Annotated in this window: 21 protein-coding genes and 1 tRNA gene; 9 read left to right on the top strand and 13 right to left on the bottom strand. The window is 38.5% G+C overall.

Annotated elements, in window-relative coordinates; genetic code table 11:
• Positions 1–10: 10 nt before the first annotated feature.
• The 4 genes from B3139_RS04875 to B3139_RS04860 form a co-directional block, all read right to left on the bottom strand.
• Positions 11–1,564: an Rne/Rng family ribonuclease gene (locus B3139_RS04875; protein ID WP_209576864.1), complete on the bottom strand. Its 1,554-nt coding sequence runs from the start codon at positions 1,562–1,564 to the stop codon at positions 11–13.
• Positions 1,565–1,868: 304 nt separating this feature from the next.
• The gene (locus tag B3139_RS04870; protein ID WP_293880334.1) at positions 1,869–2,705 is read right to left on the bottom strand and encodes a tetratricopeptide repeat protein; all 837 of its coding nucleotides are present in this window, start codon (positions 2,703–2,705) and stop codon (positions 1,869–1,871) included.
• Positions 2,706–2,723: 18 nt separating this feature from the next.
• Positions 2,724–3,008, bottom strand: coding sequence for an HU family DNA-binding protein (locus B3139_RS04865; protein ID WP_046673299.1), 285 nt, complete (start codon positions 3,006–3,008; stop codon positions 2,724–2,726).
• A 248-nt stretch (positions 3,009–3,256) separates the two neighbouring features.
• A complete protein-coding gene (locus B3139_RS04860; RefSeq protein WP_293880328.1) occupies positions 3,257–4,303 on the bottom strand; it encodes an 8-amino-7-oxononanoate synthase in 1,047 nt (348 codons plus the stop codon).
• A gap of 420 nt (positions 4,304–4,723) precedes the next feature.
• On the opposite strand from B3139_RS04860, the gene B3139_RS04855 reads away from it, so the two are divergent.
• The 4 genes from B3139_RS04855 (at position 4,724) to B3139_RS04840 (ending at position 9,522) form a co-directional block, all read left to right on the top strand.
• Positions 4,724–6,871 carry a TonB-dependent receptor gene (locus B3139_RS04855; protein ID WP_209576871.1) on the top strand — a complete coding sequence of 716 codons (2,148 nt, stop codon included), beginning with the start codon at positions 4,724–4,726 and terminating at the stop codon, positions 6,869–6,871.
• A gap of 134 nt (positions 6,872–7,005) precedes the next feature.
• Positions 7,006–7,620: a tetratricopeptide repeat protein gene (locus tag B3139_RS04850; protein ID WP_209576873.1), complete on the top strand. Its 615-nt coding sequence runs from the start codon at positions 7,006–7,008 to the stop codon at positions 7,618–7,620.
• A 6-nt stretch (positions 7,621–7,626) separates the two neighbouring features.
• Positions 7,627–8,715 (top strand): sensor histidine kinase, encoded by a 1,089-nt coding sequence (locus tag B3139_RS04845; protein WP_209576876.1) that lies wholly within the window; start codon positions 7,627–7,629, stop codon positions 8,713–8,715.
• A 57-nt stretch (positions 8,716–8,772) separates the two neighbouring features.
• Positions 8,773–9,522, top strand: a complete 750-nt coding sequence (locus B3139_RS04840) for a LytR/AlgR family response regulator transcription factor (protein ID WP_209576878.1) — start codon at positions 8,773–8,775, stop codon at positions 9,520–9,522.
• 128 nt (positions 9,523–9,650) lie between these two features.
• Here B3139_RS04840 and B3139_RS04835 read toward each other — a convergent pair whose 3' ends face one another.
• The 5 genes from B3139_RS04835 to B3139_RS04815 form a co-directional block, all read right to left on the bottom strand.
• Positions 9,651–10,115, bottom strand: a complete 465-nt coding sequence (locus B3139_RS04835) for a hypothetical protein (RefSeq protein WP_209576880.1) — start codon at positions 10,113–10,115, stop codon at positions 9,651–9,653.
• A 7-nt stretch (positions 10,116–10,122) separates the two neighbouring features.
• On the bottom strand, positions 10,123–10,542 hold the full coding sequence (locus B3139_RS04830; RefSeq protein WP_293880321.1) for a hypothetical protein: 420 nt from the start codon (positions 10,540–10,542) through the stop codon (positions 10,123–10,125).
• Positions 10,543–10,726: 184 nt separating this feature from the next.
• On the bottom strand, positions 10,727–11,857 hold the full coding sequence (locus B3139_RS04825) for an SH3 domain-containing protein (protein WP_293880319.1): 1,131 nt from the start codon (positions 11,855–11,857) through the stop codon (positions 10,727–10,729).
• A 179-nt stretch (positions 11,858–12,036) separates the two neighbouring features.
• A complete protein-coding gene (locus B3139_RS04820) occupies positions 12,037–12,819 on the bottom strand; it encodes a CPBP family intramembrane glutamic endopeptidase (RefSeq protein ID WP_293880317.1) in 783 nt (260 codons plus the stop codon).
• A gap of 101 nt (positions 12,820–12,920) precedes the next feature.
• A complete protein-coding gene (locus tag B3139_RS04815; RefSeq protein WP_293880315.1) occupies positions 12,921–13,781 on the bottom strand; it encodes a LytTR family DNA-binding domain-containing protein in 861 nt (286 codons plus the stop codon).
• Positions 13,782–13,990: 209 nt separating this feature from the next.
• Here B3139_RS04815 and B3139_RS04810 point away from each other — a divergent pair, with 209 nt between their 5' ends.
• From B3139_RS04810 to B3139_RS04790, 5 genes are all read left to right on the top strand, one after another.
• Positions 13,991–15,325: a metal-dependent hydrolase family protein gene (locus B3139_RS04810; RefSeq protein ID WP_293880314.1), complete on the top strand. Its 1,335-nt coding sequence runs from the start codon at positions 13,991–13,993 to the stop codon at positions 15,323–15,325.
• A gap of 230 nt (positions 15,326–15,555) precedes the next feature.
• Positions 15,556–16,365, top strand: a complete 810-nt coding sequence (locus tag B3139_RS04805; RefSeq protein WP_209576890.1) for a hypothetical protein — start codon at positions 15,556–15,558, stop codon at positions 16,363–16,365.
• Positions 16,365–17,129 carry a methyltransferase domain-containing protein gene (locus B3139_RS04800; protein ID WP_209576892.1) on the top strand — a complete coding sequence of 255 codons (765 nt, stop codon included), beginning with the start codon at positions 16,365–16,367 and terminating at the stop codon, positions 17,127–17,129. Before B3139_RS04805 ends, B3139_RS04800 begins: the two co-directional genes overlap by 1 nt.
• A 9-nt stretch (positions 17,130–17,138) precedes the next feature.
• Positions 17,139–19,289 (top strand): sensor histidine kinase, encoded by a 2,151-nt coding sequence (locus tag B3139_RS04795; RefSeq protein WP_209576893.1) that lies wholly within the window; start codon positions 17,139–17,141, stop codon positions 19,287–19,289.
• Between the two features lie 82 nt (positions 19,290–19,371).
• Complete coding sequence (locus tag B3139_RS04790; protein ID WP_209576895.1) at positions 19,372–20,457, top strand: hybrid sensor histidine kinase/response regulator; 1,086 nt, start codon at positions 19,372–19,374, stop codon at positions 20,455–20,457.
• 100 nt (positions 20,458–20,557) lie between these two features.
• Here the strand turns inward: B3139_RS04790 and B3139_RS04785 are convergent, their stop codons facing one another.
• From B3139_RS04785 to B3139_RS04770, 4 genes are all read right to left on the bottom strand, one after another.
• Positions 20,558–21,022, bottom strand: a complete 465-nt coding sequence (locus B3139_RS04785) for a response regulator (RefSeq protein WP_209576897.1) — start codon at positions 21,020–21,022, stop codon at positions 20,558–20,560.
• A gap of 246 nt (positions 21,023–21,268) precedes the next feature.
• Positions 21,269–21,341 (bottom strand) — tRNA-Lys (locus B3139_RS04780).
• A gap of 138 nt (positions 21,342–21,479) precedes the next feature.
• Complete coding sequence (locus tag B3139_RS04775) at positions 21,480–22,241, bottom strand: hypothetical protein (protein WP_293880306.1); 762 nt, start codon at positions 22,239–22,241, stop codon at positions 21,480–21,482.
• 317 nt (positions 22,242–22,558) lie between these two features.
• Complete coding sequence (locus tag B3139_RS04770; protein WP_293880304.1) at positions 22,559–25,699, bottom strand: S41 family peptidase; 3,141 nt, start codon at positions 25,697–25,699, stop codon at positions 22,559–22,561.
• Positions 25,700–25,948 lie beyond the last annotated feature (249 nt).

The raw sequence follows: 25,948 nt of genomic DNA, 5'->3' as shown, positions 1-25,948 counted from the left end.
TCTCTTTCTATTATAACTTGATTTCTTCATCCTTCGCATTGAAGAAATGGAATTCAGTTAGATAATATGACGTCATTGGATTTACTTTAATCCATTTTCCGTACTTGATGAACCATTTCATTCTTTTCGAAATCAAACCAGACTTAATGTAGGCGTCTATATAAGGGTGAACACATAAGGTCACCTTTTTTTCGTTTTGTTCTTGAAGAATAAATTTCAAATTATTTTCAATATCATCCATCACGACAATACTTGATCGGATCTCACCTGTACCATCACAAGCCGGACATTTTTCGTTTGTGACAATATTCATTTCAGGTCTGACGCGCTGACGTGTAATTTGCACCAATCCAAATTTACTTGGTGGTAAAATCGTATGTCTTGCTCTATCCGATGCCATACATTCTTTTAAGAATGTATACAGCTCTTTTCGATGATTGGGTTTATGCATATCGATAAAATCGATGACTACAATTCCACCCATATCACGCAAACGCAGCTGTCGCGCAATTTCTTTTGCTGCTTCCATGTTGACCAGCAATGCATTGTCTTCCTGATTCTCCTTATTCGCAGAGCGGTTACCACTGTTGACATCAATAACATGTAAGGCTTCGGTATGCTCAATAACGAGATACGCACCACCTGGTAATGTTACCGTTTTGCCAAAAGCTGCCTTAATTTGCTTTTCAACTCCAAAATGATCAAAAATTGGCTCTTTATGTTTATAAAGCTTGACAATTTTCTCCAAATCTGGAGATATATCGTGTATATATGATTTTGTTTCTTCGAAGATCGAAGGATCATTAACATAAATATGCGAAAACTCGTCGGTCAAAATATCCCGTAGAATAGTGGATGCACGATCCATTTCTCCAAGAACCTTTTGCGGCGGTTCAGCATTACGAAGACGTTTGGTAAATAGCTCCCATTTTGAGATCAGGTCCAATAAGTCACGTTGTAGTTCTTCGACCCCCTTACCTTCAGAGACTGTACGGATAATCACGCCAAAATTTGCAGGCTTAATTCCTTCGACAATCTTCTTGAGACGGTTGCGTTCGTTACTACCTTTGATACGCTTGGAAATGGAAACAGTACTTGAGAAAGGTACCAGAACGACAAAACGACCTGCTATTGAAAGGTCTGAACTCAGACGCGGTCCTTTTGTTGAAATGGGTTCTTTGGCGATTTGTACTGGCACGAGCATATTTTTGCTCAAGACATCAGAGATCTTACCAGCTTTATCGATATCCTTTTCAAGTTTTAAACTATTGAGCAGTTTCTCTTGATAACTGCCATTCTTGACTATACGGGTAAGCTTTAGCAAAGATTGAACTTGCGGACCCAAATCTAAATAATGTAGAAAAGCATCCTTTTCGTAGCCCACATCTACGAATGCTGCATTAAGCCCTGGCATAATTCGCTTAATACGTCCGAGATAGATATCTCCAACGGCGAAGTTATTATTTGCGGGCTCGCGGTTAAGTTCAACAAGCTGCTTATCTTGAAGTAAAGCAATAGTTACCCCTTTATCAGGAGTTGAATCGATAATTAATTCCTTTACCAAAAGCTACTCATTTTTGATACCTATGCAATATCCTATCGCAATCTTTGGTATCCGATTAAACATTTAAAGAACGTTGTTACGAAAAAAACAATCTACATACCCTTCACAGACATGTAGATCGTTTCGTAAAGCTATCTCAGCAAAATGGGCCAAGATGTTTAAAAGCTCATCACAAGACTATTTTTTCTTGTGTCTATTTTTTCTTAAACGTTTTTTACGTTTGTGAGTAGCCATCTTGTGTCTTTTTCTTTTTTTTCCGCTTGGCATAGCTAAATTTTTTAATGATTATAAAATAATAAATTAATTACTTGCTCAATTCAGCAATCTTTCGATCAATGAATTGTGATAGGGAAGGATCGGCTGCCAGTTCCTTACTTTTTTGAAAAGCAGTCACAGCTTCCTTTTTCATCCCAATATTTTCGTAGCCCGTGGCTAAGTAAAAGTATGACTCAGCATCGGGTTTTTGATCGATAACGGTCTTAAAACGCTCGATGGCTTTGTCAAACTGACGGGACTGTAATGAAAACAATCCCAAAGTTTTATTTGCCTCTAAATTTTTAGGATCTGCAGCAACGACTTCCCGCAATAAGGCAATACCTGCCATGGGATTATTCGTTCCTGATACCATTGCGGCACCTAATCCTGTTTTTGCGTCCAAACTACTTGTATTCGCTTTTAACGCCGCCTCATAGGCATGAATAGCATTTTGATTCAACGCCTGCGCTAAAGTAGAATCTTGCAAATTTGTATAAGCAGCACGATACGCGTTACCTGCTTTCAACCAATACTCAAATTTGGGTGAAACCTTTGCCATTTCCTCATAGACGAAAGCCTGAGGGGCTGGTTTAGCGACATCATCCCACTTATCTGCCAACTGTTGCAACAGCTTTATCTTATCCTCTCCAGAAGCTTTTGCAACTTGGCCCTCAATATCGGAAATTTCTTTGACTAAACTAGCATCTAAACCTTGTTTTGTCATCGAAGATATATTTTCCAAATTTATTTCATTGGAAGGCTTCGATCCAGATGCTGCAGCAGTTTGTTTTTCTTTGTTCACCAAACCTTTAATAGGCTGCGCCAAAAGCACAGCAACCAAGGCTACTACTGATCCTATTACTATTATCTGTTTGGTTTTTGCCATGTTAATCTATTTTAAAGATTATTTATTGCCATTCTTTACTTTCTCTACGAAAATTTTAGCTGGCTTGAAACTAGGAACAAAGTGTTCAGGGATAATGATTGCTGTATTTTTTGAAATGTTTCTTGCAGTCTTCTCAGCTCTTTTTTTGACTACGAAGCTCCCAAAACCTCTTACATATACATTTTCTCCTCCGATCATTGCGTTTTTGACAACTTTAAAGAACGCCTCTACGGTTTCTTGAACATCTACCTTCTCTAAGCCAGTTTTGGTAGAGATCTCTGCAATAATTTCTGCTTTAGTCATATCTATTTTACTGTAATTATTTATTTTTCAACCCTTAAGCCAACTAATGTTTGGGGATGCAAAAGTATTGTTTTAAAATGAGTAATGGAAATTATTTAAATACTTTTTTGATAAATAAGCTTCCAAAAGCCAAACATTTACAATCATTTAACGAGATCCTAGTTTTATCCAACCATTAAAATAAAGTCCAAAAATAAAAACAATTATCTAATTTACAAGATGTTGACTCATTAGTTGCGCGATAAAAATCAATATATGCCAATAGCATGACTTAACCGATCCAAATCCGCTTCGCTATGATGTGCATTCACCACAATACGGTTCAATAGCGGGTCTGTAGCAAGCGGATAGGGAAAGCTCGAAACCAATATACCTGACGCCATCAGTCTTTCATAAAGGTTGATGTCTGTTGATGAAAAGACAGGAAAATTAGGCACAGCATTTAATCTGGACATTATACGTGCTTTGAAATAACTGCTGTTGTACTGCAGTTTTTTGAATTGCTGTAAATAGATCTCCTCTCCATGTACAAATGCATATAAGCTCGCAGGCGAACTCGGAGATGCACCGGTATAAAAATTGGATTTTTTTAGCTTTTGGATCCGCTGCTCATCTGCCAGAATCAAACCCGCATCTGTTGCCAGCCCTTTCGCTAATGAAGCCACGACAATCAGTTCAATATTAGCCAAATTAAAACGGCTCTTATCGAACGAAATACTATTTTTTCGCATAACACCAATTCCATGAGAATCGTCCAGCAGCAACAAAACCCGCTTGCTTGGATTAATCTGTGCAAAGACAGTAAAGTCATAAATCTCCGGCTTCATATTATCGAGACTGTTGCTGACAATAATAAAGGATTTTTGAACCGATTGGTTAATATATGCAACAGTTGAATTGGCCCAGTCAATAAAACTTCCCGCTACGACAGGTTTTTCGTCTAGCCACAACGAGGGGTGACAGGAGGGGGCATACAGCAATTCTCCTTCGCCGGCCAATGTCTTAATCAAAAATTGAGTAGCTAGATATCCACTGGAAAGCAATAAACTCGCTTCAAAATCAAAACGCCTCGCCGCATATCTTTCCGCTTGGTCATAGATTGCCTGTTGCACATTATTATTTCGCGAAGTCCCGTTATTTATGCCATAGCGTTGTATACCTTCTATAAAAATAGATGCATACGTGTGATCAGTTGCCAAACCTAAATACGAGGTTCCTCCAAAAAAAAGATATTCTTTGTCATCGACTGTAATAAGCCGGCCTGTTGGTTGTTCTAAACGCGTAAAATTATTCATGTTGGTGTTACCGATTCTTTTGCCCTGCGCATCGGGACTTGCTATATATTGTGGATGAATCGAAAAAAACTGTAATATTTTCGAAAGCCAGTTTAAATGATTGCTCGTTAAATGATTGCTCGTAGCTATTTTCCAGTTAGCCAATCACTTGGGAATGTTTCACTATTGGTACATCATAGCCGTCAAGAATTTTAACACAGTCAACATTCGCACAGCAAACTAACAGTCATTTAAAATAGTTATTCGCTTTTTCTTGACTTAAATTACAGCGCACACTTCTGTTATCAAACAGTACTTTTCGGCATCAATTTACAGCATAAAATTGGGATACCTCAATTCATCACGATATTTTGACATTCCATCCACTCTTTTTAGCAGTAAATGGTACTATCAGCCATATTTGAGCAAAATATAAAGAAAATGAAGCTGTTATTAACCTTACTATTTATTTCCATTAACATCCTATTTGCACAGTCTATTCTAAAAGGAAAAGTAGTCGGCAAAAATGGTAAACCTATTTATTTGGCCAATATTTATATCGATGGTAGCTACGATGGCGGCACCACAGATTCACTTGGCAACTTTGCTTTTGAAACGAATGAGCAAGGAGTTAAAATCATCAAAGCATCCGTTGTTGGCTTTCCCCTATACAGCAAGTCTATCCAACTGCCACAAAAAGAATTTCTGACTATACAAATGCTAGAAAGCGAAAATCGCTTACAGGAAGTCACCATTCAAGCAGGTATTCTGCAAGCAAATAGTTCTGGTAAAAACACCGTAATGAGCCCTTTAGATATCGTTACTACCGCAGGAAGTATGGGCAATATCATCAGCGCGCTGGCCACATTGCCTGGAGCACAGGTTGGAGGAGAAAATGGACGTCTTATGGTCCACGGTGGAGATGCTTCCGAAACACAGACTTACATAAATGGTATCAGAGTCGCCCAACCTTATACCGCAACGCCTAATGAAATTCCTGTCAGGGGCAGGTTTTCGCCCATGTTATTTAAGGGCGTGAATTTTTCTACTGGGGGCTATTCTGCAGAATTTGGAAATGCACTGTCGAGCATTCTAGCCCTGAATACCGAAAACACGATAGAACAACCCAAAACAGAACTTTCGCTATCTTCCGTTGGATTAGGTTTAGGGCATACTTTACAATGGGGCAAAAATTCGCTAACCTTCAACAGCAATTATACAAACCTAAGCCCCTATTCAAAAATTATTACACCAGATATTAACTGGACGAAGCCCTATGAAAATGCCGCTGGAGAAATGATTTATCGCCATCAATTTAAAGAAGGCTTTCTAAATATTTATGGGGCTTACACTTTCGAAAATATGGGGCTTTACCAAGCAGACATCAATTACCCACACCCTGTCCCGGTGAAAAAGAAATCCAACAACGCCTATACCAATATCAGCTACCGCCAGAATTTAGGAAACCGCTGGACGCTCGAATCGGGCATAGGCCTAGGCTATCTGACGGATAAGGTTCTTTACGGAGAGGTTTACCTACCTAATGATGAAAAGAGTCTTCACTTAAAAGCAACACTAAGTAAAATCTGGAACAACAAGATTAAAAGCATTGGGGGAATAGAATACTTTGACACGAATTATCAAGAAGAATACCACCGGCAAGACCTTGACTATATGTATGGATTCCAAAGCAAAATGACTGCTCTATATACTGAAACGACCTTTGGTTTCTTACCAAACTTGATTGGGAAGATCGGCCTGCGAGAAACCTCTTCCAATTTGCAAAACAAGAAAACGTTAGAACCGAGGGCTTCGCTGGGCTACGCGTTAAATAAATATACCCAGCTCTCTGTTGCTTACGGGAACTTCCATCAGCAGGCACCTACACCAGTATTAAAATATGCTCCTCAGCTCGACTGGTTAGGGGCCAAACATTATATCGCAAATTATTTCTATGCGCGTGGAGGACATCTACTTCGCTTAGAGGCATACCGCAAAACTTACAACAACTTGGTTAAATACAATAGTGTAACACCTCAATATAATAGCCAATATGACAATAATGGAAGCGGAGATGTCAAAGGCTTTGACCTATTTTACAAAAACAGCAGCAGTGTAAAAAACCTACAGTACTGGATATCCTATTCCTACACAGACAGCAAGAGAAATGAAGCGAACTATCCATCTACTGTTACTCCGCCTTATGTTTATAAACATAGTTTTAATATCGTTGGAAAATATTGGTTTTCAAGCCTTCGTTCACAACTCAGTTTGACTAACGCTTACGTATCGGGCAGAAATTATAACGATCCTAACCAAAGCTCCTTTATGGATGGCCACATCAGGGGTTATAATAATCTATCCATGAGCTGGTCATTTCTCTATAGCCAACAAAAAATTATCCATTTCTCCGTCAGTAACGTTCTCGGCGCTTCACCGATCTACGGTTATCAGTATGCAGATCAACCAAATGCACAGGGAATTTATAACCGTAGACCGATTGTCCCTACAGCCAAACGATTTGTTTTTCTTGGGTATTTCTGGACGATCAGTAAAAACGACAAAGACAATCAACTGGACAATCTATAGGAAGCAACAGCTCATCAGGGAAATACGTCGGTTCATCCAAATTTGTTTTTAATTGAGAGCAACGATACGCAACTTCACCCCTGTAAACTCGAAGAGACAATAACAAAAAAATACTTACTACTAAACTAAAAATTATGAAATCGATTATTATCGCCATTATCTGTTTAATAAGCAGTACAACATTTGCACAGAGCAATTTTGAAAAAAGTATGGGCCAGGCCATGGGTTTATGGCAGTCAGGAGAGACAAAAAAGGCGGCAGCTCTTCTCGAACGTATTTCACAGGTAGAAAAAAACAACTGGATACCAGCGTATTATCAAGCAATGGTGTTCACAACTGCTTCCTTTAAAGAGAAAAATAAAGAAACACAAGCGAAATATATACAATCTGCGGAAGATATTTTGAAAAGCACTGCACAAGACAATAATCCTGAATGGCTTATTTTACGGGCAATGAACAAGACAGCATTAATGATAACCGATCCAATGACAAAAGGGAAGGAACTGTCGCCTATCATCATGGGCCTTTATAAGAAAGCACTTGCATTAGCCCCCAATAATCCACGAGCAGTATTGGGCCTCGCAGAATTCCAAATGAACGCAAAAAAATATTTCAATCAAGATACCCGTAAAGAATGTGAGGATGTCAAGAAAGCACTATCTTTATTCAATGAACAAAAAGTCTCCATTCCCTTTGCGCCATCATGGGGCAAAGATCGGGCAGAACAACTGTTAAAAGAATGCAATTAATACTTTGTGAAAAAAGCACCGTTTAAAGCAATTATACAAGCGTTATTGGCAAGCTTCGTCGTAAGCACTTATTTTGTGGTTATGGCCAAGCTTGACCATAACGATGTCCCTTGGACATCCATTATTTTTCACCCTAATATGGCCAGAGGTCTTTTATACGGATTTTTTCTTTTCCTAGGCCATAACTATCTGTCGAAATGGGTAGGGAATAAATACCCTAACAGTAAAGATTTTGGGAAAAAGATGCTTATCTTTTATAGTGTCAGTTTCTTCTTGACCATAGTAGTCGTTTTTATTGTGAATGCTTTTTTCTCAGGCCTATTCTACCCGGGAGTTACTAAAAGCTTCGCTCAGCGCTTTCACCATTTCACTCATCAGCAGCGTGTTGCATACTACTTTCAAACGGCGATGATATCATGGTGCATTTCAATGATTTTCTTTGGTCTCTACTTTTATAAAAGGTTCAAAGACTATCAAATCAAGGAATTTCAACAAGAAAAGGAACTAATAGCAGCACAATTTGAATCGCTCAAGAATCAACTCGATCCGCATTTTCTGTTCAACAGTCTGAATGTATTAAATGGTTTAATTGAGGAGAGTCCCAAAAAGGCCAGCATGTTTACCACTGATCTTTCTAAAATCTATCGCTATGTTTTGGAGCATAAAGATAAAAGTTTCGTCTCACTGCAGGATGAGCTCACTTTTTCAACAGCCTATCTGAATCTGTTAAGTCTTCGATTCGAAGCGGGAATTCAGATCGATTTAGAGATCAATGATGAGCAGCGTAAGGGATTTATTCTACCTCTTTCACTTCAACTACTGATCGAAAACGTGATCAAACACAATGTTGTGTCACTTAGAAAACCTCTTTTATTAAAGATTTATCGAAAAAATGATTACCTCTATGTTGATAATAATCTTCAAAAGAAGAAGGTGCTCCATGGCCACTCGGGAATTGGCCTAAAAAATATTCAGGAGCGGTATGCAATACTCTCCGATTTACCCGTGTATATTGAGGAAAGTGATATCCTGTTTTCAGTTGCGCTACCGATTATCAAAGAAATTGCGCCCCGCCCCCAAACTCTTGCGCTGTAACGGGCACTAAATTAAAAACACAAAGATCCGACGACAAATAAGCACCCTATACAAGCCATGAAAATATTAATCATAGAAGACGAACTCCCATCAGCGAGACTACTCCAAAGAAAATTGGAGAACATGGGTTACACAGTATCTGCGGTACTGCAAACTGTCGAGGAATCTGTAGAATGGTTTATGTCAAATACTGAACCTGATCTACTTTTTTTGGATGTCCAACTCGCTGATGGGATTTCATTTGATATTCTCGAACAGGTTAAGCCAAGTGCGGCTATTATTTTTACCACTGCATACGATGAATATATGTTACGTGCGTTTAAACAAAACAGCATTGATTACTTACTTAAGCCGATTGATGATGAAGAATTGAAAAATGCAGTTGAAAAATTCCTTCATTTTAGGCGACCCAATACCCATTTCGACCTAACATCGTTAGAAGCTTTGTTTAGCAACGCTTTACCTACCTACAAGGAACGCTTTACAATAAAACTTGGCCAAAACATAAAACTAGTGACAACCCAGAATATTGAATGTATTTATAGTGAGAACAAAGGCACTTATCTTTATACCAATGAAAATGAAAATTATCTTTTGGATCAGACATTGGACGGTTTGGTACCGCAATTGTCCCCTAAAGATTTTTTCAGGATCAACCGAAGCACTATCGTTCAATTTGACGCCATCAAAAGTATTGCTGTACATTCCAATGCCCGGTTGAAAATATACCTTAAGCACTATACATCGGATGAGCTCATTGTTTCACGGGAAAGAGTCACCGCATTCAAGAAGTGGCTTGACAACTAGTCCAAAAGAGATTAAAAACACTGTAGCACAAGAAATTAAAAAAGAAACAGACCATAATCAAAAATGATCTTGCCAAACTAGGATTTTGGAGTATTTAATTAGGCTAATGAGACACAAAGAAAATCAAACTACATATTGATTCGATAATTTAGCGGAATACTGAATCGTAGAGATACTGCGAATCCCTTTATAGGGTTATAATCTTTTTTGTCACTGATTGAAAATCCATATCCCAAGTCAATATCCAATAAAGTCGCTAAGCTCAACCCAACTTTCGGTGTTATAGTATAAGGACTAAGTTCTGTACGAAAAAACGGAGTCAGAACATATGTTTGAGGATAATAAGTTACCGCAGCCTCAGGGATGACGGCAAATTTCTTTTGAGTCCAGGTAAAGTTGGCTGTGGCATCGGCTCGCAAAATATGATCACCAACAACGGGAAAAGCAAAATAAGCGCCACTTTTTACTATACTTCCCTTTTGAAATTGGTAGCTCAAGGTAGGGCCGATTAAGTAATCTTGTGCTCTAACACGTCCAATAAGAGCCAATAAGATAAATACAACGAGAAAAAGATAGGAAATCTTACTTTGCATGCTTCTATTAATAAATATGAAAATTAAGCGGAATATTGACACCGACCGACACAGTAAACCCTTCAATTGGCTTAAAGTTTTTCTTCGTGTTATAGTCAAATCCATAACCTATACCGAGATCGACAATAGAAAAGAGACTAGCTCCGACTTTAGGTGTTATTGTGTAAGGTGTGAGTTCAGCTTTCACAAAAGGGAACAGAACAAAATCATTTAGGTAATAGGTGAACCCCAATTCTGGAATGACAGTTGTTTTACCTCCCATCCAGCTGAAATTAGCGCCGGCATCAATTTTCATATATTGAAAATCATTAGGGGCAAACAATCCCCAGCCTGAAACTTTCAGAAAATTACCACTTTGATACTGATAACCTACGGAAGGTCCCCAAATCCATTTATTATGCTCCTTCCATGGTTGCTCTTGTGCCATGGAAGACATAGTAAACATAAAAATGATTGTAAATAATGATAATATTCTTAATTTCATCCAGCTAAATTACAAACTATAATCTAATTTTATGAATACAACAGGTACAGGTTAGAATAGTTTTAGTGAACAGAAAAATAATACAATCTAAGTATTCCGATCAATAAAAGTAGGGCTTAGCTGTTCTCTACTGTGGTAATATGCTAATTCTAATAAACTGTGCTTTTTCATTTAAAGCACCCTCATCCCCCCAATAGCCATTGATATGGTTAGCAGCGGTATAGATGCAACCATCGTTCCCCCAGAATATCAGTTCGTCCTTCCAAGTTGGCATCCACTCCTTAAACCTGACAAAAAGCATTGGTGAAACCTTCCCTTGTTTCACGTGGAAGAGCTGTAAGTCGCCCGTGGATTCATAAGGATCAGCCACCAGAGTCATTAGGTAATTTTTATCCGATGAAAAGAAGGGGGAGGCACCACACTCCACAATTAAATGACCGTCTTGTTTGTCAAAAAGGCGTACATCAGAACTTTCCCAATAATTCCCTTCCACTGCATAAGCATTTAGAAAATCATAATGCCCTTTGTACGAATACCGCTCTTCTAATTCACTATCGATACCCTTATCCGTAAATATTAGTTTTTCCCCATTTTTCAAAGGCAGCTCCAATACCTTCCCATTTTTAGGATAAGACATGGTATCCTTTACCAAGTAGTCTTTCGAAGTTTTACGGGCTGCAGAAAATGTTTGCTCATCGATCAATTCTACCCGGAGATATTTATCTAAAGAATGTCCCTTTTCATAATAGGTTTCTCGACCATTTATCGTAATAGAAATGATTAAGTTTAAATCTTTTGGTGATATTGTAATTTGATCTTGTTTTCCCAGCTTCGACTTTGCGACATATACCTTTTCCCATCTCGTTACATCACCCATCTCACCTTGTGCTCCTTTATAATCCCGTTGAATGCGATCCATGACGGCAACCCAATCCCCTTCTTCAGCAATAACATCGAGTTTGGTACCATAGGGATATTTCCCCAATACCGGCGCAGACTGATCAGGCCCCTGACGAAGTTCAACGCCTGACCGATCAACCACATAGCTGTTTTTTAAAACCTTCGTCTTTTCATAATCAATTGGCAAAGGAGGGAATTGCGTAGGGGTGATCGTATCCTTTACAGCTACTATTTTAACTATAGATGAATCTTTTGCACCTGTGCCTTTATCGTTTGTGTTGCGATCACAACTCAATGTTCCAATGGCTAAAGCTGATCCGATCAAGAGCAATAGTGGTAAAAATAACAGTCTATTCATAAACATCAAGTTAGCCAATCTTATGCCAAAAAAAATACTGTTTTCAGAGATTATCCAAGAGTTAGCGATCACCAAAGAATCTATTTTAGCCATAAACTATTGCTCATATGATCTTCAAGAGGGTCATTTTGCAACAACACATGTACAGCCACAAACGCCCTTTGAAATAAGATATCCCATTAACTGTTCAGCCATAAATTTCTCAATTTGACCTGTAGACCAGCATTCGTTTTCCGCGCATGCAAGATCGTCCATACAATCGCCATAAAGACAGTAAAAAAACGAAAGAAATTGCTCCATACATTTCCAGCGGAATTGTCAGCAACATCAAAGATCATCCAGGTTAAATTCATAAAAATATGAAGTGCGATCGGGATCCATAGATTAAACTTCCATTCGACATACAACCACGAAAACAGGATCGCGCCGAAGAACGTTACGCTAAATATCAAAACCAATTCAACCAAGTCCTGACTCTGATAAAGGTGTAGTAAGGCAAATAGGAATGACGTTGCAAAAATGGATGGAATGAAGCCTAGTCGGGTATAGCGAAAAACTAAACCAAAAAAATAGGCACGAAAGATTATCTCTTCAAAGAATCCTGAAGATACACTATTTATTAATAGCGTGTTTGGATCTATTTTGCGATTTATGGTAAAAACACAGGCGTAACCCAAGAACATCGGCAAAGTTGTTATCACCCCAAAAGAAATCCCTTGTAGAAAAGAACCATTTAACCCGAATTTTGTAAAGAATTTATCTGACTCTCTTGGCTTAAGTAGCATTGCTCCCAAAAATAGTGGCAAAAGGCTTATAGAATAAGCGCACACGTGCCCTAAAAACCGACTAGGAATATAGTTAATTAGAGTAGATTGCAGTGTTGAAAAGAACGAATAATCAAGAATAAAATATATTCCGAAAAAAAGAAATAGTAAGAGCAGGTTTAAATTTTTAGTTTTCATATTTTTTTAAGTGAAATTATGCTCCACTTTAGGAATACACAAAATTATGTGGTATACGTCAAGTTTTAGGGATGATTGACAACAGCGCAGCTGGCCGTTGATTATAAATAGGGTCGAACGGATTCAATTGCAGACCTTGAAACGATGGCGAAATCTTCAATATCTGCAAAACGCAACAAAAAACCTTGTGCATTTCTTTCCTTTACCAATACCTTTTCAAAGTTGACTAGATATGATCGGTGACACCGGTGGATAGCCCCCGTATGTAGAAGCTGAGACAAGTGCGTTAATGTTATTCGTATCATTTGCTTCTTCAGTGTATCATCTTTTCTGAAATAGATCATGCAATAATTGTCCATCGATTTTGCGAAAATAAAATCATCCGGCCGTAATGTTAATGTTTGGCTTCCATTTGGAATTCTGACTAATGTCAAAAAATGACAATCATTACCTTGATTTGATATCGCATCTGAGTTTATCGGAATTACAACATTAAGCGGATTATTTTGTATAGGATGTGGACTATACCTGTTTATTCGAAGCAAAAAATAAATCGTTCCAATTGGACTATAGAGTGACAGTGTATAAAATCCAATATAAGGGAGGTTGCCCCACTGTAGAGGCGTACCATTAATAATCCAACCATGATAGATGAAATTACAAAAACTTGTCACTAGTAGTACAAGGGTAATGCGGAACAACTCCATAGCAATCGTTTCGATTTTTGTACGTAAGACAAGAGAAACTAGTATATATGCTGCAGATAATATTGCCCCATATCCGGATAACAAAACAAATTTATGGATATGATCAAAATTGTACGTTCCAAATGGTTGAAAAACGATCAGGAAGAGATAGGCTGATAAACCGAGCAAGAAAGACAAGGTGAACAGTTCTTTATTAGTACTGATCTTAGGAATTACACCACTTAAATAACTTCGAATGATTTTTTTATACATCATAATGGAATAAAATTAACTCTTTTCAAATGATTGCTAGCATTATTGACTCCTATTTACCTAAAAAGAGGAGTCGAGAGAAAATTTGTGCCGAAACATCTAAAATATATTAAATTTATAGTTTAACTTAGAAGATACTTTTCGAGCTGACATCAGTTCGTTGAAATCAAAATTTATTTGTCATATTATATATCACCGTGATTCTTCATACTATGCGTCTAGGTCAACTACTAACTCTATTTCTTTGTATAGTTTTTCTACAGGCTATCCAAGGTCAGGAGAAGCAGGTTTTAATAGAAAATGTCAAACTGATTGACTTTACGAGTCAAATGCTAACCTCTCCAAGGTATGTTTTAATAGAAGGCAGCACCATTCAGCACATAAGCGCGTCTCCAATTAAGGCGAAAGATAAGGATGTCATTAGAATTGACGGTAAAGGCAAAACCCTCATGCCGGGTTTGATTGACGCCCATGTACATTTGGTATTTGGCGCTTTGACAATGCCACAGATGATGACAAATGACTTATCGGAAGAATTTTTGTTCAATACAGTAGGCAGTTCGGCTCAACAGATGTTAATGCATGGTTTTACAAGTGTACGAGATGTCGGTGGTCCAATATTCCCATTAAAAGCTGCCATTGATAAGGGCAAACTTTTGGGACCTAGGATATGGCCATCTGGGGCTACGATAAGCCAGACGGCAGGGCATGGGGACTTTCGTACTCCTGAGGAAAAATCACGCCGCTTTTTTGGAGTAGTCTCTCGTGCAGAACGATATGGTGCCACATTTATCGCCGACGGGCGTGCCGAGGTATTGACTGCAGTGAGAGAAAATTTGAGATTTGGAGCGAGTCAAATTAAACTCATGGCTGGCGGGGGCACTTCTTCTGCATACGATCCAGTAGATGTAACCCAATATACTCTTGACGAGATGAAGGCGGCAGTGGAAGCGACAGAAGATTGGGGAACTTATGTCACCGTACATGCTTATACACCAAGAGCGATTCAAAGAGCGATCGAAGCTGGCGTAAGATGTATCGAACATGGACAATTGCTTGACGAAGAAACGTTGCAGCTAATTGCAAAAAACAATATTTGGCTAAGTTTACAGAATCTTGTGGAAGATACGCCCGATATGGATCCGCAACGAAGAATCAAGCGTAAACCTGTCATAGAAGGTCAGGAAAAAGTGTGGCCTATGGCTAAAAAATATGGCGTAAAACTAGCCTGGGGTACAGATTTCCTTTTTGAACCTGATCTGAATAAATTGCAGAATGCATTTATATTGCGACTTCAAAAGTGGTTTACAAATGCCGAAATCATTAAAATGGTCACACACGATAATGGTGAACTTCTACAGCTTTCAGGATTAAGAAGTCCATATCCCGGCAAACTAGGAAGTGTTGAGGAAGGCGCTCTGGCAGATCTTATCCTTGTTGATGGTGACCCGCTCAAGGATCTAAAATTGTTGGCAGATCCAGATAAAAACTTTTTGGTAATTATGAAAGATGGTCAGATTTATAAAAATACCCTGCAGAAACATTAATGCTGTGAGGTGGACATTATGACGTCAAAAATATAATTTAATAAGACAATAAAATATTTTCGATGAAATCAGTTTAAATAGGTAATTTTTGCCTATGTAGATGAAAAAAATCAAATAATTTCATCATTGAAAAGTACAGATAATTTCTTTAAGATATAAATTATTTGAAGAATAAACAGCTTTGCATTTAATTGATTAGATTTGCGTTTAAACGATAAATCAAGCATTCGGTGGCATTATTATTCAACGAAGGACGTCCAGTAGTAAGACTAAGAGCATTTCGGGCTATCGACGATCCCCAAACCTGTGAACGTTTCATAGAAGGACACGCGCATGTATTAACGGCTATAGGCGTGAAGAAGGTGACTTCCTCCAAAAATGACTGGATGTATAATCCGGCATCATTCGTGCTGATCGTAGAATCCCTTGATGGCGACAAAGTCTATGGAGGAGTACGCATACACGTATCTGGTGGTAGCGAACCTCTTCCGATTGAACAAGCAACCGGATCGATGGATGCTAAAATTTTAGACCTTGTTTATGAGTACGCGCAAAAGGGAACAGGTGAAGGCTGTGGGCTATGGAACTCGCGAGAGATTGCTGGATATGGCATTGGCAGCATATTTTTAACACGGGCTGGCGCTGCGATCAGTACACAGGTCGGCATTAAATCGCTATTTGCTTTATGCGCTCCTTATACAGTAAAATTAGCAGAAAGTGTTGGCTACCGGATCGACACCAGTGTTGGAAATAATGGTACATTTTATTATCCTAAGCTAGACCTGCTGGCAACTGTGATGATTATGCGAAACCTAGAAACCCTAACCGAAGCCGATCAAGAAAACAAAGATGCAATTCTTTCCCTTCGTAATAATTCCAATATTGTCCGCATAGAAACTTTGCGGAATAAAGAAATTGAAATCCATTATCAAATTGATATTCCGAATTTGAATCAATGGGATCTAAATGAGATTATTAAAAATCTGAAACATACATCATTAGACCATAGGCCAGATGATCGTAATTTAAATATTTTGTAATGGACAATAAGCATTATAATGCCGGATACTTGATGGATACCGGTGATTTTCTTAAACAATTGAAAATACATTCATACACTCCTTTCAATTCGATTAAAGAGGGCGTGGTTGTCGATCTTGGTTGTGGCACTGGAATGGATGCCATCAACTTGGCGAACATGCTGGGTGATAATGTACTAGTCGTTGGTTTAGATCATGATAACACCCTAATTGAGCATGCGAAATCAAGTGCTGCAAACATAAAAAATGTAGACTTCGTTCAAGGTGAGGTTTACAACCTTAGCTTTGCAGACAATTCCATCTCCGGTATTAGAATGGAACGCGTTGTACAACATCTAGCGGAGGCGCAAAAAATGTTTGCCGAGGTTCACCGTGTTTTGATTGAGGGGAAACCTCTGGTTATCGTTGAGACCATCTGGAATAGTCTGACATTCTATAGCAAACACGTGGGTATTGAGGCAAAGATATGCCATTATTTGACCAATGAAAAAGTTAATAATGGCTGGGCCGGAAATAAATTAACCTCAGATCTATTAAATCAAGGTTTTAAACACGTAGAATTGCAAACATTTTGTATGGTGGCCCGCTCGAAAGAGGAAGCTAATCGTTATCTATTTTTAGATAAAATCCTTTTAGAAATGGTCGAAAAAGAGCAATTGAGCACCGCCGAGATGGAGGAGTTTCAAAACACATTGAACCAAGCTGACGAAGCGGGCTGCTTCCTTGTCTCTATGAATTTAGTTATCGCCGAAGCAAAAAAATAGCATATTGTGATGAGATGCTGGCTTAACCTAATTTTCCTATTGATCTGTACATATAGTTCGCCCTGTTTTGGAGAGGTTATTATAGAACACCCAACGCAGCGCTTATTGATCGGATATGGCCTAGAACGCTACGAAGGCAATGGACGGCCTGATTTTTCAGATACTTCGGATTCATCCTTCCAATCTTTGGGAAGCAAAGTCCCCAATTTAGGTACATCATCTTCTGATATCTGGCTCCGGTTGCCGATGATAAATAAGGGCAAAGATAAACTTGAGCTCCTACTCGAGATCGCCTATCCTCTTCTTGACGAGGTCGAATTATTTATACCATCACCAGATGGGAGTTATAAATCGATCAAGTTGGGAGAACATCGCCCTTTTTCGGCTAGAAAATATAAGGTACCTAATTACGCATTTGACATTCAATTAACAGGAAATAAGAAAACCACATTTTTTATTCGAGTTAAGAGCACCGAACAGATTATTCTACCAATCTATTTAAGTAACGAACGAAGTTTCTTAAAAGAAATGAATGATGATAGCTTATTAAGCGGTATTTATATCGGAATTGTCTGCATTATGGCAATATATAATTTATTTTTATTTTTCTCTGTTCGGGAGAGGGGCTATCTATATTATGTACTATATGTTCTTTGTGCAGGAATAACACAAATGGGAATTAAAGGTTACAGTTTTCAATATTTATGGCCAAATTGGACGTATTTCGCAACAAAAGGGCCGATTATTTTTGGATGTCTATCAGGATTATGTGCCTTACTTTTTGCAGATTCATTCCTACAATTATCCAAAAATGCGCCTAGATCACGGCGTGTGATCACTTTTTTCATTGTCCTCTTTGTCATTGGCCCAGTTCTAACACTACTAAACCTTACCCAACTGGCATTTACGGTTATGCAATTAACAACGGGAGCGGGGTCTTTATTCGTCCTTTACTTATCCTACCGTGTGATGATAAATGGTTATAAGCCCGCTAAATATTTTGTTTATGGTTGGACGGTTTTATTGTTGGGTTCAGTAGTATTCTTACTAAAGGACTATGGCATCCTACAATACAACGATTTTACAAGCAACGCTGTACAAATTGCTTCCGTTGTTGAAATGGCTCTATTATCATTCGGTCTCGCTTATAGTATCAATATCTTAAAAGAAGAGAAAGAAGCCTCGCAAGTCAGGGAATTAGCGATTTCGTTAGAAAACGAAAGATTGATACGCGAGCAAAATATAGTGTTGGAACAAAAAGTGGATGAGCGGACACGTGAATTGACACAATCTAACGAGTCTCTACAGACCACTCTTACTCACCTAAAGGAAACGCAATCCCAGCTTGTTGAGGCTGAAAAGATGGCGTCCCTTGGTCAGTTGACAGCCGGGGTTGCCCATGAAATCAATAACCCTATCAATTTTGTCACATCGAACGTTGCCCCATTAAAACGTGACATAAAGATGATCTGGGAAACACTAGAGGAAGTGGAACGTATAGCCTTTAAAGAAGGTATATCGGATACAGAAAAACAAATTCAGATTAAAAAATTTAAAGACGATCTAGATATTGACTATTTAAAAACAGAGGTGGATTTTTTATTAAAAGGTATGCACGATGGAGCTCACCGTACCGCGGAAATAGTCAAGAGTTTACGGATTTTTTCACGTGTGGATGAGGATACATTAAAATTTGCCGATCTGAATGAGGGACTTGAATCAACAATGGTTATTCTCAATAGTCTATTGAATAACACAATAGAGGTTGATAAGATCTATGGAGATATGCCGAAAGTAGAATGTCATGCAGGTAAACTTAATCAAGTATTTCTGAATATTGTTACAAATGCTATTTATGCTGTAAATAAAAAATTCAACCACGAAGTCGGTGGAAAAATATGTATTGAGACCGGAGTTTATAACGATGACACTTCGGTTTTTATCAAAATCGCCGATAATGGTATTGGTATTCCAAAAGAAATTCATGAACGGATCTTTGAACCGTTTTTTACGACGAAAGACGTCGGCGAGGGGACTGGTCTAGGAATGTCCATTGCCTACAATACTATTGCAAAACATCATGGTCGGATTGTTGTAGATTCAGAAGTGGGACAGGGTACCAGTTTTACACTAATCATTCCAATTCAACAAAATGATTAGTATAACTATAAACTTAAAATAGTTCAATTAACTATTATTTTTTCATATCTTTTGTAAGGGAATAAAACCATATAATAAAATTATGCAGAGGGAGTTTGAAATACTATATATCGATGACGAAGCCAACAATTTAGTTAGCTTTAAAGCGAACTTTAGATACGATTATACGATCTATACAGCATCCAACACAACTGAAGCTGAAAAGATACTTCATACTCATCCGGATATCCGTATTATCTTCTGCGATCAACGCATGCCTGATGAGATGGGCATCGATTTTTTACACCGCATAAAAAAAGACTTTCCAAAGCCAATCCGTATTCTTCTAACAGCTTACGCCAATATGGAAACTGTAATTGAAGCAGTCAATAAAGGACATATATTTAGATTTGTCCGCAAACCCTGGATGAATGAAGAGATTGTTTCGGCTATAGAAGAGGCAAATAAATTTTATGTTGCAAACTCCATGCTTGAGGTAAAAAATCGCGAGCTACAAAAAGCTTATGATGAATTAGATAAGTTTGCTTATAGCGTTAGCCACGACCTTCGTGATCCGTTGACCGGAGTTCTTTCCGCTGTGAAACTTGGACTGGAGTTTGACAGCGTAGATCGAATTCATGAGTTGCTCGCGCTAATGGATAGTTCATTAGTTAGTTTGGACGCTTACATTGACAGCCTACGCGACTATTATTTACTAAGACGAGGCGAGCTCCTGCTGTCCGAGATAAATTTTGAAGAACTCTTCGGCAATATACGTCAATTTTATAGTATGTATACGCAAAATAAAGAGGTCGCTTTTGAAATTTTAGTGGATCAAAAGGAGAATTTTAATGGAGACAAGGCGCTTCTTGAACTCATTTTACATAATCTTCTTTCTAATGCTTTTAAATACCAAAGTAAGGGGCAAGAGAATCAGTTTGTCAAGCTTTCTGTTTTGGTATCAGAACGTAAAGCGAAAATAGTTGTGAGCGACAATGGAATAGGGATATCGCCAGAGTATGTTGACGATATATTCAAACTATTCTTCAGAGCTAGTGATCAAGCTAAAGGGATGGGATTTGGACTCTATAATGTTCAAAATGCACTCTTGAAGCTCCAGGGAAAAATTGAAGTGGAATCACAACCCGATCAAGGTACAACCTTTACAGTCGTCATACCGAGTAAATAAGCCTTTTATAGTTGACCATCATAGACGATGGAAAGCTTATCAAAATGCCAGAAAACATCAACAAAGCTTAAAAGCTTACTTTCCTAAACTTATCTTATTTTTACGAAAGTAGCTTTTGGCGTAACAAAAATTCCAATTGGTCGTTAGAAGTCTCTAGCTGAGAATTTGTCTCCACAATCTTTTGACGTTCTGCATATACATCATAAGCGCGCTGAATCGTCTGATCAAGTTCCTCTTCACTCCAAGGCTTATTGAGATAATGAAAGATTTTTCCTTTATTAACGGCGTCAACAACAGCAGCCATGTCCGTATATCCTGTCAAAAGAATACGCATAGGGGCGGCATTAATTTTAATAATCTGCTCCAAAAACTCTACACCAGTCATTTCTGGCATACGTTGATCCGTAATAATAATGTGTATTTGATTGTTTTTGACAATATCGATTGCATCAGCGCCACTAATGGCGGTAAATACGGTATACTTTAGCCGAAATGTCGCTTTAAAAGAAAACAAATTGTTTTCTTCATCATCAACGTACAATATCGAAATCTTCTTGTCTTCCATAAGCTTATCTTCTGAAATACAAATTTACGCAATTAATTTCCTGAATTAATAACAGATTAAAGAGTTTTATGTTTTCCTAGCAGAAAATATTCGATGACCAATACGATAAGCGGATCTCATAGCCAAATTTTATAACCTCCCCACACTATTAATAACATGAAGCTAATAACTGAAATAAGTAAATTATCAAGGTTGTTTAGCAATAAAAAAAGCCATTCTACGTACGTAAAATGGCTTTTTTGAAAGTGACCCCGCTGAGGCTCGAACTCAGGACCCACAGATTAAGAGTCTGTTGCTCTACCAACTGAGCTACGAAGTCATTCGATAGACCAAATGTAAGGTTCAACGCAGAAAAAGTCAAGTGAAAAAGAATATTTTTTTGACTTTTATGACATTCAAGGGAGATTGTTAATGCATTTGTAATAATCAAGCGAACCGTATAAAGAGTCTCTATACCTTAATTGGTCTTCTGCTCCATATTGTGCTTCGTCTTTGGAACAGTTATCTTTCCCATGATCATTGGCCTAACTTCCATTTCTATTGGTTTATCCAAATGCATTTGATTCCCATTTTTCAATGGAACCACCACCGTTTTATACCCCAACATTTGTGCACGGAGCTCTTGATTTACCCCAAGTAGCGATTGTGGTACCCAAAGCTGAAAATTCCCTTTATCATCCACTTCAGTACGACATTTTCCTAAAGAGACCGTTGTTCCCGCCATACTCACATCACTTCCCGCACAAACCACACGACCTTTTATGCTAACCTTAGCACTATCGGCGCTGTCCTTTGATACTTTGCTATCGTTTGTTAACACGTGGATGCGGCCTTGCTCTTTAACCTTATTGATTCCCATCGCAGACTGTACAACGACTACTTCCCCCGTCAATTTGTTTTGTGCCTGAGCCGTATAAAGACTCAACGATCCGACCAACATGAATCCCGCTGCGATTCCTGTCCATCCACCGCGCCAAATAGGGTTTTTAGCAAAGGAAACATGCGCATCTAATTCGCGCATTAATTGGTCTTCATAAAATCTCCCACATAACCTTCTATTAGAGTTCTTTATTTCATTTACAATCTCCTGATCATCCATCTGAGAAAAATCAACAACGATCTTCTTACATTGACCACAGAAACGGCCTTGCTCCTGTGGAGTCATCTTATCCCAATCTGCCGAGCAAGCCTCTTTTACCTCTAAAAAAATCTTTTTCATATTATCTCCTGTTTAGTTTTTTGGAAGGGATGCAACACAATCAGCAATTTCACAATGAAACGCAACATAAAACCATTAACACCTAATAAGCAACAACTTAAAAATAAAAACCATTTAAAATCAGCTACTAATTTCCACAGGACAACCGTCAGAACTAGATGAGGAAATCATAGAATGCAAAGCGAAGAATAGCAAAAGCGACAAATAACAAGGTGCGAAAGAATATATTCAAAGAAAAAAAAGCGCTGCAAAAGAATAGGCTGTCCAACTTTGTTAGACAGCCCATTTTCATGAAATAATTCTAGTGGATAATAGAATTATTTTATGGCACCTAGGATCTCCTTTATTGCTCTTTCCAATTGCGGGTCTTTATTTTCCATCCGGTCCTGGACTGTATTTTTCACAAGTATATCCGGTGCAACTCCAGTTTGCTCGAGGTCCTGACCATCAAGGGTGTAACATCCCCAAGAAGGAAGTCGATAGTTTGATCCGTCAACTAAACCTTTTGCTGACGTAAAAATAATCCAACGATAGGTCTCGTTACCAATGATTTTACCCAGTTTTAATGCCTTAAAGCCCGCTGCGGTCATTTCTGCATCGCTCAAAGATTGCTCATTAATTAACAGGACAATCGGTTTGGCTGCCGGTGCAAAATTACTTTGTGGTGCACGCTTACCCCCACGATATTGCCATTGCAGGTAAGGACGCTGAGACAAGAACCTTAAAACTTCATCATGGACATTTCCTCCTGTATTATACCTTAAGTCTAAAATTATCCCCTGTTTATTGTTCTCCTGCTCGGCCATGTCAATCAAAAAGCGTTGCAATTCAGCATCAGACATGTTCTTCATATGGGAATAGGCAATCTTGCTACCGCTCAACTGGTCTACACGGCTTCGGTTATCTCTAATCCATTGGTCGTAGAGCAAATCTTTAAACGTTGTGCTGGAAACCGGACGAATGTTTGTCTGAACTTCCTTTCCCTTGCGATCGAAGGTCAATTGGATCTCTTCCTCCAAAGAAGGCCAGGTGAAATAATTATCGCGGTCGGCCTGCGTATTTAATTTTGTTCCGTTTATAGCAAGGAGGACATCCCCCTCTTGAATATCAACTTCCTTTTTTGCAGCCGGGCCATTTGCAACAATATAGCTAACCTTGTAAGGGTTAGTGGCATCATAAAGTACACCGATTTCATTCGTTACAAAACCAAACGGTTTACGTTCTTCCTGCCCAATTGAACTAAAACCCAAATGCGACGAATTCAGTTCACCCAACATATCATTTAATAGGATACGCAAATCTGTCCGATCGTTTATCCCTGGAAGATACTGTTCATACTTCTTCTTGACAGCTACCCAATCTACCCCATGAAAGTGACTATCGTAGTAATTTTCCTCCAGATTGGCCCATGTTTCATAAAACATTTGACTGAACTCCTTCTCGAGATCCCGATTGAATTTAAAACTCATTGTCACCGCATCAAGTTTATTCAGATCCAGGTTATATTTCTGAATTGTTCCTCTGTTCAAAACGAAGTACTTCCCTGAAGACGCTACAAATTGGCCAAAGCCTCCATCAGTGACTTTTTCTGTTTTAGCTGGCACAAATAATTCATAAACGGTCCGATAAGCACTATATTTTCCTTCGTGGTTGGAGGAATAGAACAAATAAGATTTATCGCCCTTTTGTACAACCAAAGGATTAAATTGCGTTCCAAATGCAGGGCTAACTTGTTCAATACGGTCACGCAAACCTTCTAAATCCAATTGAACCAAAACAGTTTTCTTTGCATCGCTGGCTGGACTCGCGACTGATTTAGGTTTTAATGTTGTATCTCTTTTTTCGGGTGTAACAAATAGTTCATCAAACTTTGTGCTACGATAAGGCTGATCAAAATTGGTCAAAGCCATCCGAAAAATACTTGAGTTTTGCATACCGGTGGGGTAGGATGGTTTGGTTCTGTTACTCGCAAAATAAATATATTTACCATCTGGAGACCAATATGGTGCTGCCTCTGTAACACCTGTATTTGTCAAATTAGTGGTTTGCTCATTTTTCAGGTTATACACAAAAATATCTTGTTCAAAATTACGTATAGCTGTAAATAAAAGATAGTTTCCATCAGGGGAAAATGAAGGTGAAGAATTTTGAAATGCCCAGATTTCGTCTCTAACCACTATTTCACTCTTCAAACTTGTCAAATCCAGTATACGAACTTCATCACGCCCGCTCAAGTATACAGCTTTTGTTTTATCTGCATTAAACGTAATGTCACGGTTGTTACGCAGATCTTTTGTCAATTGCTTTACCTCTCCTTTGCCGTCTGCTGCGCGTGAAAACCAATTTTGATACCCGAGATACGTTTGGTTATAGAGCAATGTTTTACTGTCTTTAAGCCACTTAACTTCCATAATACGTTCGCCCTGACTTGGCATCTGACGAACAAACTTTCCTTCGATATCCGACACAAACAATTCCCCGCGGGATACAAACGCCATTTTTTTTCCGTCCGGAGAAACGTCGAAATTACTGATGTTACCTGAAATGTTAAACTCCTTCAGCTTTCCTAAGACCTGGTTGCGGTTAAGAGCGATGCTAGGTTGCATCGTTTTCTTTGCATTGACATCGTAAATATAAAGTTGGTAACCCTTTTCAAATGCGATTTTACGACCGTCTGCTGCGACAAACGGGCGTTTGATTGATTCTGAGAAAGCCGTCAATTGGATCTTCGACGATCCTGCTATTTGATAGAGATTATACTCACCATTACTTTCATCGGACACATAGAATATGTTTCCTTTTTGGTCGACTGTTGGCCAAAAATCTTTACCAATATAATCGGTATACTGGTGAAAAACTTTTGTTTTGGGATTATAACTCTTAATATCTGGATTGAAAGCTCCTTTATAGCGTTTGCGGTTGGCTGAACTATAACCTTCCCAGCTGTCATTGAATAATAATTCGCCTGAGGGTGTTGGCACCACATTGCTGATATAATTAAAGATATGGGGAAACAATCTTGTTGCCGTTCCACCATTCAAAGCAACCTGAAAGGCACTCATTCTATTGTAACGGGATGAGGTAAAATAAAGTGATTTACTATCCCAGCTCCAGCTGTCCACTTCATCCGAAGCATCGTGGTAAGTAAGCTGACGAATATCTCCACCCGCCAGCGGCATCACATAGATGTCCATATTACCATTTTGATTGGCCGAGAATGCCAGCCATTTTCCATCCGGAGAAATGCGTGGATTGATCTCGTTTCCTTCCATTCCGGTCAACCGAACTGCAACACCGCCTTGACTCCCCACTTTCCAAAGGTCGCCTTCGTAGCTAAATACCATTTCTTTACCATCGGGACTTAGTGTCGGATGGGACAGAAATGTGGGTTGCTGGGCAATAACACAGGTTGTTCCAACATAGGCCAGTAGTATACTTAAAAATAGTTTTTTTATCATGTTATCTAGGAGGCTAATAATTGTTTGCCAATACAAAGGTAAAATTGGTAGCGAACAAACCATCATGAAATAAAGAAGATTTTTATCCGATCGTGTTTGAAATAAGCAAAAACAACTGTGCCGTATATAATTATCTTATGCTTAGACCAACAATAAAATAGGGGCATAATAACCCGCCTATCTCGAAATCCAAAAGTTTACGTATTTTTTGACTCAATATATTCTTTAATGAAATACTTATCCTTAACT

The organism is Sphingobacterium sp. UBA1498 (assembly GCF_002325125.1).
In the GTDB taxonomy this organism is placed as follows: domain Bacteria; phylum Bacteroidota; class Bacteroidia; order Sphingobacteriales; family Sphingobacteriaceae; genus Sphingobacterium.
The sequence above is the reverse complement of the archived record's forward strand: the minus strand, read 5'-3'. Positions and strand labels throughout refer to the sequence as shown.

Bases quoted from the DNA above. Each gene is read 5' to 3' on its own strand.
- B3139_RS04810 (WP_293880314.1), top strand. From the start codon at position 13,991: ATGCGTCTAGGTCAACTACTAACTCTATTTCTTTGTATAGTTTTTCTA.
- B3139_RS04815 (WP_293880315.1), bottom strand. From the start codon at position 13,781: ATGATGTATAAAAAAATCATTCGAAGTTATTTAAGTGGTGTAATTCCT.
- B3139_RS04840 (WP_209576878.1), top strand. From the start codon at position 8,773: ATGAAAATATTAATCATAGAAGACGAACTCCCATCAGCGAGACTACTC.
- B3139_RS04870 (WP_293880334.1), bottom strand. From the start codon at position 2,705: ATGGCAAAAACCAAACAGATAATAGTAATAGGATCAGTAGTAGCCTTG.
- B3139_RS04795 (WP_209576893.1), top strand. From the start codon at position 17,139: ATGAGATGCTGGCTTAACCTAATTTTCCTATTGATCTGTACATATAGT.
- B3139_RS04835 (WP_209576880.1), bottom strand. From the start codon at position 10,115: ATGCAAAGTAAGATTTCCTATCTTTTTCTCGTTGTATTTATCTTATTG.
- B3139_RS04860 (WP_293880328.1), bottom strand. From the start codon at position 4,303: ATGAATAATTTTACGCGTTTAGAACAACCAACAGGCCGGCTTATTACA.
- B3139_RS04800 (WP_209576892.1), top strand. From the start codon at position 16,365: ATGGACAATAAGCATTATAATGCCGGATACTTGATGGATACCGGTGAT.
- B3139_RS04770 (WP_293880304.1), bottom strand. From the start codon at position 25,699: ATGATAAAAAAACTATTTTTAAGTATACTACTGGCCTATGTTGGAACA.
- B3139_RS04790 (WP_209576895.1), top strand. From the start codon at position 19,372: ATGCAGAGGGAGTTTGAAATACTATATATCGATGACGAAGCCAACAAT.
- B3139_RS04785 (WP_209576897.1), bottom strand. From the start codon at position 21,022: ATGGAAGACAAGAAGATTTCGATATTGTACGTTGATGATGAAGAAAAC.
- B3139_RS04850 (WP_209576873.1), top strand. From the start codon at position 7,006: ATGAAATCGATTATTATCGCCATTATCTGTTTAATAAGCAGTACAACA.
- B3139_RS04820 (WP_293880317.1), bottom strand. From the start codon at position 12,819: ATGAAAACTAAAAATTTAAACCTGCTCTTACTATTTCTTTTTTTCGGA.
- B3139_RS04775 (WP_293880306.1), bottom strand. From the start codon at position 22,241: ATGAAAAAGATTTTTTTAGAGGTAAAAGAGGCTTGCTCGGCAGATTGG.
- B3139_RS04855 (WP_209576871.1), top strand. From the start codon at position 4,724: ATGAAGCTGTTATTAACCTTACTATTTATTTCCATTAACATCCTATTT.
- B3139_RS04865 (WP_046673299.1), bottom strand. From the start codon at position 3,008: ATGACTAAAGCAGAAATTATTGCAGAGATCTCTACCAAAACTGGCTTA.
- B3139_RS04830 (WP_293880321.1), bottom strand. From the start codon at position 10,542: ATGGCACAAGAGCAACCATGGAAGGAGCATAATAAATGGATTTGGGGA.
- B3139_RS04825 (WP_293880319.1), bottom strand. From the start codon at position 11,857: ATGAATAGACTGTTATTTTTACCACTATTGCTCTTGATCGGATCAGCT.